The organism is Magnetospirillum sp. WYHS-4 (assembly GCA_039908345.1).
Classification (GTDB): domain Bacteria; phylum Pseudomonadota; class Alphaproteobacteria; order Rhodospirillales; family GLO-3; genus JAMOBD01.
The window spans coordinates 1-9187 of record JAMOBD010000088.1; the positions used below are offsets into that span (position 1 = coordinate 1).

At 64.4% G+C, this 9187-nt stretch carries 7 protein-coding genes; 2 read left to right on the plus strand and 5 right to left on the minus strand.

Annotated features, from left to right (window positions below; genetic code table 11):
• Window positions 1–888: Tar ligand binding domain-containing protein (locus H7841_17020; protein MEO5338567.1), on the minus strand; the 888-nt coding region annotated here is incomplete at its 3' end.
• A gap of 94 nt (window positions 889–982) precedes the next feature.
• Window positions 983–2428, minus strand: a complete 1446-nt coding sequence (locus H7841_17025) for a TrkH family potassium uptake protein (GenBank protein MEO5338568.1) — start codon at window positions 2426–2428, stop codon at window positions 983–985.
• Here H7841_17025 and H7841_17030 point away from each other — a divergent pair.
• Window positions 2427–3320 (plus strand): ferredoxin--NADP reductase, encoded by an 894-nt coding sequence (locus H7841_17030; protein MEO5338569.1) that lies wholly within the window; start codon window positions 2427–2429, stop codon window positions 3318–3320. The two genes, H7841_17025 and H7841_17030, sit on opposite strands and share 2 nt — an antisense overlap.
• Before the next feature lie 93 nt (window positions 3321–3413).
• Here H7841_17030 and hspQ read toward each other — a convergent pair whose 3' ends face one another.
• Both hspQ and H7841_17040 read right to left on the minus strand, forming a co-directional pair.
• The gene (gene hspQ, locus H7841_17035; GenBank protein MEO5338570.1) at window positions 3414–3731 is read right to left on the minus strand and encodes a heat shock protein HspQ; all 318 of its coding nucleotides are present in this window, start codon (window positions 3729–3731) and stop codon (window positions 3414–3416) included.
• Between the two features lie 634 nt (window positions 3732–4365).
• Complete coding sequence (locus H7841_17040) at window positions 4366–6789, minus strand: hypothetical protein (protein ID MEO5338571.1); 2424 nt, start codon at window positions 6787–6789, stop codon at window positions 4366–4368.
• Between the two features lie 129 nt (window positions 6790–6918).
• On the opposite strand from H7841_17040, the gene H7841_17045 reads away from it, so the two are divergent.
• On the plus strand, window positions 6919–7479 hold the full coding sequence (locus H7841_17045; protein MEO5338572.1) for a thioredoxin family protein: 561 nt from the start codon (window positions 6919–6921) through the stop codon (window positions 7477–7479).
• Here H7841_17045 and cobT read toward each other — a convergent pair.
• A partial coding sequence (gene cobT, locus H7841_17050) for a cobaltochelatase subunit CobT (GenBank protein MEO5338573.1) occupies window positions 7457–9187 on the minus strand: 1731 nt, incomplete at its 5' end. The two genes, H7841_17045 and cobT, sit on opposite strands and share 23 nt — an antisense overlap.

Sequence of the window (9187 nt, forward strand, 5' to 3'; positions counted from 1 at the left end):
GGCCGTATTGATCGCCGATTCCGCCTTCGGCCCCAGGGCGTCCTGGAAGTCGCGCAGCGTGCCGGTGAGGTCGTCGCCGGTCTTGACCATGTCGTTGCCCAGCGCCGTCATCCTGACCTCGAAGATATCGTTCCGGGTCTGGACGGCGGTGTGAAGATCGTCCAGTCCCCTGGCGAAAGTCTTGGAACTCTCGGCAATCTTGACCACCCTGGCCTTGCGGCGGTCGTCCTCCATCGCCTTGGCAAGCTTCTGCAGGAACCCATCCAGTTCCGCCAAGTTCTTCTTCGCCTGGCCGAAGGACTCCTCGTCGCCGCGCGCCAGGAAAGTCCGTGCCTCCAGACGGGCAAGCAGTAAGTGCCGCAGCGCCATGCCGCCGTAATACATTTCGTCGATCAGGTTCTCGCGTTGGCCGGTCTTGATAAGGCCGGTCAGTTCATGATCCGCCTGGAATCCGGCGACGTCGATGACGTCCTTCACGGCCTTGTCGGCATCCGCCTGGCGTTTGACCACATCGGAGAACAGGGTGGACAGTTCCTTGCCTTTGGCGTCGACGATCCGCACTTGGGAAACCAAATCCGGCCGCGAGGCCATAACCTTGAGCGCCTCGCCGGTCTCCCGATCGAGTTGCCCGAGCCGGTCGATGGTTTGCCTGGCCACCTGGTCCTTGGGGGCGATGATGAAGTTGCGGACGTTCACCCTCACCCGCTGGAGCGCGATATTGACCCGGTTGAGCGCGTTACGCTGGCGCGCCGCTTCCCGGTATTCGGTGAAATAGCCGCCGGCCGAGCCGAGGCTCACGCCCCCCACCAAGGACAGTACGGCCAACAAGGCCAGGATCGTTCCGAACCCGGCGAACACCTTCGTCGAAATCTTGAGGTTTTTGAGCATCCCGTTCTCCCATCCCCGACGTGCCCCCAGCCGGTCGGCCTTGGGAGCAGAATACTGTCTGCGGCGGCCCCAGGCTAGAATCTCTTCGCCACCATCACGCCCGCCAGAAGGCGCGGCTGAACAGGACGATAATCGTGAACAGCTCCAGACGGCCCAGGAACATGCCCAACGCCAGCAGCCACTTGGCCGCATCGGGCAAGGGCTGGAAGGTCCCGGCCGGTCCGATGACGGTGCCGAATCCGGGCCCCACGTTGCCCATGGCGGTGGCCACTCCGGACAGAGCCGTGATGACGTCCAGACCGGCCGCCGTGCAGGCCACGGTCAAGAGGGCGAAGACCAGCATGTAGATGTAGAAGAAGGCCAGTACCGAGGTGATGACCTCGTCGGGCACCGGACGGCGGTTGAAATAGGGAATGAAGACCCCGTGCGGCTGGAACAGGTAGTGGATCTGGGTCCGGGCGGCCGCGTAAAGGATAAGCAAGCGATACATCTTGATGCCGCCCGAGGCCGACCCGGTACAGCCGCCGGCGAACATCAGGAAGAACAGGACGGCGGTCGCGAAGCTGCCCCACAGGCCGAAGTCGGTGGTGGCATACCCGGTTCCCGAGACCACCGACACCACGTTGAAGGACGCGAAGCGGACCGCCTGGAGCAGTTCCATGCCGCCATGCAGCCACAGCCACCCGGTCACCGCCGTCACGGCCAAGACCACCAGCCCCAGGTAGGCGCGGACTTGGCTGTCCCGCACCAGGGCCTTGCGGTCCCCTCGCAGGGTCTTGAGGAACAGGATGAAAGGCAGACTTCCGGACAGCATGCCGAGCATCACCACTCCATCGATCCAGGGGCTGTCGAACACGCCGATGGAACTGTCCGATGTCGAAAAGCCTCCGGTGGAAATGGTCGTCATGGCATGGACCACCGCCTCGAAGGGCCTCATTCCCGCCCCCCAGAAGGCCAGGATGAGGAACACCGTCATACCCAGGTAGATGGTGCCGATGGCGCTCGCCACCTGGGCAGCGCGGGGAAAGGCCTTTTCGGAGCGGTCCGAGGATTCCATGCGGAAGAGCTGCATGCCGCCGACCCTGAGGATGGGCAGGATGGCGATGGCCATGACGATGATGCCGATGCCGCCGATCCATTGCAGCAGGCCGCGCCACAAGAGAATACCCGGCGGCAGCTTGTCCAGGCCGGTGATGACGGTGGCCCCCGTGGTGGTCAGTCCCGACATGGCCTCGAAAAAGCCATCGGTGAAAGTCATCCTCAGTTCGGAAAACATGAAGGGCAGCGCGGCGAAGGAGGCGTTCACCACCCAGGCGCTGGTGGTGATGACGAAGCCCTGGCGGACGGTGAAGCGGAAGTCGCGGGAATAGCTGGTCAGCGCCATGGCGACACCGACGAACAGCGTCACAGCCCCCGACATGACGAAGACGATCCAATCGGGATTGGCCGACGCCAGGTCCACGGCGGCCGGGATTGCCATGGCGACGGCCAGGACGACCAGCAACAGGCCGTTGACCAGCACGACGGGGCGGAAATCCATGCAGGACCTCTGGTTGTCAGGCGCCGGACTCAACCCCTTTCCCCGCCGCCCGTCAAGACGCTTCTGTGCCGCCCCCGCCGTCGGCTATCATCCCGCCATGTTCGAAGACTACAACGCCACCTTGCTCCGTCGCATCGACATCACGCCGCGCTTGGCCATCCTGCGTGTCAAGCCCGACGGTCCGGTCTTCGAATTCGCCGCCGGCCAGTACACGGTACTGGGCCTGCGGCGGAACGCCCCCCGCCTTCCGGCCGGGGGCGAGGGTGACGACCCGCCGCTCGGCGCTGCCGACCGCCTGGTCAAGCGGGCCTATTCCATCTCCTCGGGCAGCCTGGAGCGCGAATCTCTGGAGTTCTACGTCTCCCTGGTACCCAGCGGAGAATTGACTCCCCGGCTGTTCGCCCTCAAGGAAGGCGACCGCCTGTTCCTTGGCCCCCGCGCCAAGGGACTGTTCACCCTCCAGGAGGTGCCGTCCGACCGCCATGTACTGATGGTCGCCACCGGCACCGGTCTGGCGCCCTACATGAGCATGCTGCGCACCCGGGTGCTGGTAGCCTCCGAACGACGGGTCGCGGTGCTGCACGGGGCCCGCTATTCCTGGGACCTCGGCTACCGGGGCGAACTGGAAGACCTGCGACGTGCCTGCCCGCGCTTCGCCTACCTACCGGTGGTGTCGCGCCCGGCCGACGATCCTGCATGGAACGGGCGCGCCGGCCGCCTGCCTCGTTGGCTGGACGATCCGGCCCTGGAAGAAGCCTGTGGCTTCCCACTCGTCCCCGCGTGCACCCACGTCTTCCTTTGCGGCAACCCCGCCATGATCGAGGAAGCCGAACCACGCTTGGCCACCCGCGGCTATGGCCCCGACAGCCTGCACCGGGAGAAGTACTGGTAGTGGGGTCCTCTGGCTCGCCGCCAAGGTGCCCGCCGGAGATCGATGCAGCCCCCTTCGTCCTTTATCCCCTGACACGGACCAGAAGCATGGGAGTCAATGCATCTTGCGCAGGGGCTCGTAGTCGCTGCCCTGCAGGCTCCGAAAATGCAGGCGTACCGCCGGATGGTCGATCGGCCCTCCGAGGGCGTCGGGTTCCAGATTGCTTTCCGCCACGTAGGTCCGATGTTCGGCTCCGTCGACCAGAACGTGGTACCAGGGGCGGTCCTTGACCGGCCGGCCGGCAGACTCGGGCTTGTAGGGCTCGTCCGGCCCGCGAAAAAACGGGTCCACGTCGATCACCACGCCCCGGTAATCGAATAGCCGGTGGTGGACAACCTGCCCGACCTTGAATTTGGCTTCCGCGGTGCCCATGGCGCGTTCCGATCTTCCTCTCCCCCCATCATGCCGGGAATCGGCGAGCGATGGGAAGGAGATTCGCAGCACCACCGGCGCCTGGCATCATCAAATATCACCGCTAGAACAATGCGGATGACTGGGAGGCTGTTCAATGTATTAATTAGTACATGTTATCGAATTGCATTAATAATGTTATGGACATTTGATGATATGTCATAATACTGCGTTTGATAAAATTGATATCGTTCTATATATTATTTATGTTTGTGATTTGATCGCGCCTTATTGTTGAATGGCTTTTCGTTCTCGTAGAGGTGCCATGCAGCAAATAGCAAGAATGCAACTGCTGCAATGGGATGGAGCGGAGCCATTGGGCGCACGATACGGAATCCGGTCAGCACGAGAGCGGTTAGAGACGCCGCCATCCCGAACTTCGAGGCTTCCCGACCCTTCCGGAGGATCGGTTTGGGCTTCGCCTTGTGGTGCGTGTGGTGGGATTGCTCGTCGGCATTGACAGGAAGTTGGTTGAACGTGCCATGCATAGGAAGGGGGCTCTCATCGTTGCGATAATGATAATCATTATTATGATTACCGCATTAAGATGCCGTTGACAAGACCGCACGTGCCGAAAATGCAGCAGCACTACCCGTCAGGTTCCCGGTGCCGGCAGGTCCTCATGGGTGACCGCAGCCTCCGGCTCGGCCTCCAACTTCGTGGTCGGTGCGACGGGACGCGCGGCGACACGCGGCGCCAGTCGCACCGTAACCGCCGGTGCCGGCGTGCCGGCGGAAACTTGGCGTAGCGCCGACGGCGGAGCCGTGCGCTCGGGTTCCGGCTCGGGTTCCGGCTCGGGTTCCGGCTCGGGTTCGGGTTCGGGTTCGGGTTCCGGCTCGGGAATAGGCGTGGAAGCGACTAAACCCGGTTCGGAGGCGGCCATGGCGGGCTCCAAAACCAGTTCTTCCTCGGCCACCTTCGGGGGCTCGCGGAAATGGGCCCATTTCTCGCTGCCACCCCGGTTTTCCAGGAAATGGATCAAGGCCGAGACCGGCTTACGGTCGAAGCGCGTGCCGCATTGCTGCAACAGGATGTTGGAGACCTTGTCGAAGGTCATGGCCTCGCGGTACGCGCGCGGGCTGATCATGCCGACGAAGGCATTGGCCACCGCCAGAATCCGCGCTGTCACCAGGATCTGTTGGCCCGACATGCCATAAGGGCCGCCGCCATCCCACATCTCGCCCATCAGGGCGATGGTCTCGACCACCGGACCGTCGAATTCCACATGCTGGAGTAGTTCGGCACTGACCAGATAGCTGCCCATGACCATCTGGCGTTCCTCGGCAGTCAGGTCGCTGGACTTGGTGAGCACCCCGGCGGGAATGAATATCTTGCCCAGGTTCATCAAGCTGCCGGCGGTTTCGACGACGCGGCCCACTCCCTCCCCTGCCCCCATTTCCAAAGCGATGGCATGCGCAACCTCGGCCACTCGGGCCGAATGATTGGCGGAATAGGGATCGCGGCGGTCGACCACGCTCACCAGAGTGTCGGTCAACTGGCGCATGACCCGCTCGTTGCGCTCCCGCTCGCGGCTGATCTCGGTGATGTCGGTAAAGACGGTCAGCGCCGCCGCCGGATGGGTGGCGTCGGGGGGCACCTGGATGGTCTCCGAAACCATGGTGCGGGGTCCCTCGTCCCCATCTTCAAAGTGATGGACTTGGCCTTCGGACTTTCCGGTCTCGATGACCCGCTTGTTGATTTCGAAGAACTGCTTGGCAAGCGCCGGGCCGATCACCGAGACCAGCGGCTTGCGCTTGATGTCCTGTATGGGAATGCCCCACCTTGCGGCAAAAGGCCGGTTGGCGAAGGTAATCAGGCCTTCGGGATTGATGTTCATGATCTCGGTCGGCTGGCGGTCGACCACCGTGCGCATGAACTGAATCAGTCCCTCGAAGCGTTCGGCGGCTTGGCGGTATTGTTCGGCGGCCTTGGCGGCACGCAGCGAGCTGCCATGCCGCCATACCGCCACCAAAGTCACCAGAACGCCGCCGGTAATCAGCAGGAATACGGTCAATAACGTATGCAGGCGGGTCTCGGTGGCCGACAGGGCTTCTGCGCGTGACACGGTGCGCACCAGCACCCAGGGCACCGCCCCAAGCTTGCGCGAGGCCACCAACACTTCGGTGCCCGCATGGTCGCGCTTGAGGCCGAAGCCACCCGGCTTGTCGATGGCGAAGGAAGCATCCAGATCCGGAGTGTCGAAGGCCAGGGTCCGCTGCAGCGGTGCCGTGCCGTCAGCCAAGGGCGAGAGATATTCTACCACCGCCTCGGCGCGCCGGACCAAGTAGGTCTCCGCCGAAGCCTCGGTGTCACCCGGCTGCTGCAGGCGCTGGTAGAAGCGCTTGTCGGCGACGCGGATGCCGAGCACCGCCCCGATGGCTTTGGTGCCCTCGTCCTGGATGGCGTAGACCGGCAGGGCGAAGCCCAGCGTCGGCAGATTCCCCGCCCCCATATGGAGGTCGACCACAGCCGGCTCCCCCTTCAGGGCATTGTCGAGGGCGGCGCGGATGCGCTCGTTGACCGGCGGCATGCCGGGACTGCTGACCAAAGGGCGTCCGCTCGCATCCACCAGGCCGATACCGGCGACCCCCACTTTCTCCACGTTGGCGGACACTTCGCCGGCCCCTTGCGGCGCCTTGAATCCGGTCCGTTCGGCGGTGGCGACCAGAAGGTTGCGGAGGTAGCCGGCCTGGGCGGCCTCGTCGGCCATCTTGTCGCGCTGGCCCTGGGCCTGCGCAAGTTCCGTCATATAGAGTTGCAGGGAGGCGTTTTCTGCCAGTTCGCGTAGGGTGGCGAAGTTCTGCTCGACCCACTCATTGATCGCGGCGACGCGGCTGTCGGCGACGACTCCCAGACGCGCCTGCCAGGTCCGCAGATCGCGGGCCTTTTCCGCCTCGGTGAAGCGGAAGGCGCCAAACACCGACCCGATGGCCGCCACCGCCAGCAGGACCACCGCGACAAGAACCCGCATGTTGACGCGACGCTTCAACTGGTCGTTGGCTTCGCCCCCTGCCGCCATGACGTCCCCGCCGGTTTGTCCCTGTTGCCTCGGATGTTAGTGCCTGTTTGGAAATCTGTCATCGTTCTTGATGAGCTTGGCGTCTCCGCCTAACCTTGGTCGCGACAAGCAAGAATCAGGGAGACTACCATGGTTTCGCTGCAAACGCCGGTCTGCGATTTCGGCTGGAAGGCCATAGACTTTACCCTCAGGGGTATCGACGGCCGGACTTGGTCCTTGGATGAAGCCAAGGGCCCCAAAGGTCTTCTGGTGATGTTCATCTGCAATCATTGCCCCTACGTGAAGGCCATCGTCGACCGCCTGGTGCGCGACGTGAAGGCCTTGCAGGCGGAAGGCATGGGAGCCATCGCCATAATGTCCAACGATGCCGCCAAATACCCCGAGGATTCATTCGACAACATGAAGGCGTTCGCGGCGGCCAACGGGTTCACCTTCCCCTACGTGATCGACGAAACCCAGGAGATCGCCAAGGCCTACGGCGCGGTCTGCACGCCCGATTTCTTCGGCTTCAACGGAAGTCTTGAGTTGCAGTACCGGGGCCGCCTGGACGCCTCGCGCAAGGAAGCCGCCCCGCCCGATGCCCGACGGGAACTTTACGAGGGCATGCTGGAAGTCATCCGCACCGGCCGCGGACCGGCCGCGCAGATAGCCAGCATGGGATGCTCCATCAAATGGCGCTACGAGGAGTAGCTCCGAATCGGGCGGGCCTTTCCGTCGGCCGGCGGGAATCCTCGTCGAACAGGGCGGTAAGCTGGGCCATCACCGTGCCGCCCAGTTCTTCCGCGTTCGAGATGGTCACGGCGCGCCGGTAGTAGCGGGTCACATCGTGGCCGATGCCGATGGCGCTCAGTTCCACAGGCGAGCGGGTCTCGATTTCGCGAATCACCTCGCGCAGATGGCGTTCCAGGTAGTTGCCGGGATTGGCCGACAGCGTCGCGTCATCCACCGGCGCACCGTCCGAGATCACCATCAGGATGCGCCGCTGTTCCGGCCGCCGCACGAGGCGCGCATGGGCCCAAAGCAGGGCCTCGCCGTCGATATTCTCCTTGAGGATGCCTTCCCGCAGCATCAAGCCCAGTCCGCGCCGCGCCCGCCGCCAAGGCTGGTCGGCCGCCTTGTAAACGATATGGCGCAAGTCGTTGAGCCGTCCCGGGTTCTTGGCCTTGCCCTCCTCCACCCATTTTTCCCGGGCGCGCCCGCCCTTCCAGGCACGGGTGGTGAATCCCAGGATCTCCACCTTGACTCCGCAGCGCTCCAGGGTACGGGCCAGGATATCGGCGCACATGGCCGCCACGGTGATCGGCCGGCCGCGCATGGAGCCCGAATTGTCGATCAATAGCGCCACCACGGTGTCGCGGAAATCGGTGTCCCGTTCCATCTTGAAGGACAAGGCATGCGTCGGATTGGCGACCACCCGGGCGAGGCGGCCGGAATCGAGCAAGCCATCCTCCAGGTCGAAATCCCAGGACCGGCTCTGCTTGGCCAGCAGGCGGCGCTGCAGCCTATTGGCCAACTTGGCGACCACGCTCTGCAGGTTGGCGAGTTGGCGGTCGAGTTGGGCGCGCAGCCGGATTAGTTCTTCCGGGTCGCAGAGCATCGCCGCATCGACCACCTCGTCGAACTCGGTGGTATAAGGCCGGTAAGTCGAGCCGATGGGAAGCCCACCATCGGGCAGGTCGTTGCGGCGCGGACTGGGGCCAGCCGGATTTTCGTCTCCAGTGCCTGGCGCCTGCATGTCGTGGTCGCCGGCAGAGGCATCGGCAGCATCGGCTTCCAGGTCCCCTTCCCCGCCGGCATCGGGCATTTCCATCTCGGACTTGTCGGAGGAGCCCATCGGCTCCATGCCGTCGTCCTCCTCGCCACCTTCGGGACCTTCGGCGCCCTGGGCCGGTGCCGGCTCGCTCTCGCCCGGCGCCTGGACTTCGGCCAGATCCAGGGCGGTCAACAGGTCCTTCAGGCCGCGCGCGAAGGATTCCTGGTCGGCGCCCTGGCGGGCCAGGGCCTCCAGCCGCCCGCCCCCCTTCTCGCGCAGCCAGGGCCGCCACGCATCCAGCAACCGCGCCGCCTCGGGCGGCGGAGCGAGACCGGCCACCTGTTCATGCACCAGCAGGGCCAATACTTCGCCCAGATGACCGTCCTGGCGCCTGTCCACCTCGGCAAAGCCCTTGATATGGCAGCGTTCCTCGACACGGGCCCGAATGTTGCCGCCGACTCCGGCGAAGCGCCGCGCCCCTAGGGCCTCGACCCGTGCTTGCTCGGCACGCTCGAAGGCTTCCGCGGCCTCCTGGCCTTGGGGCTTCAGGCGGCGGTGCAAGGCATCGTCGTGGTAGCGCAGCCGGAGCGCCGCCGCGTCCGCCGCCCCGCGCAGGCGGGCGACATCGTCCAGGCTGGGCCGGCG

Coding starts and splice junctions, on each gene's coding strand:
- H7841_17030 (MEO5338569.1), top strand. CDS start 2,427: ATGCAGGACCTCTGGTTGTCAGGCGCCGGACTCAACCCCTTTCCCCGC.
- hspQ (MEO5338570.1), bottom strand. CDS start 3,731: ATGGGCACCGCGGAAGCCAAATTCAAGGTCGGGCAGGTTGTCCACCAC.
- H7841_17045 (MEO5338572.1), top strand. CDS start 6,919: ATGGTTTCGCTGCAAACGCCGGTCTGCGATTTCGGCTGGAAGGCCATA.
- H7841_17040 (MEO5338571.1), bottom strand. CDS start 6,789: ATGGCGGCAGGGGGCGAAGCCAACGACCAGTTGAAGCGTCGCGTCAAC.
- H7841_17025 (MEO5338568.1), bottom strand. CDS start 2,428: ATGGATTTCCGCCCCGTCGTGCTGGTCAACGGCCTGTTGCTGGTCGTC.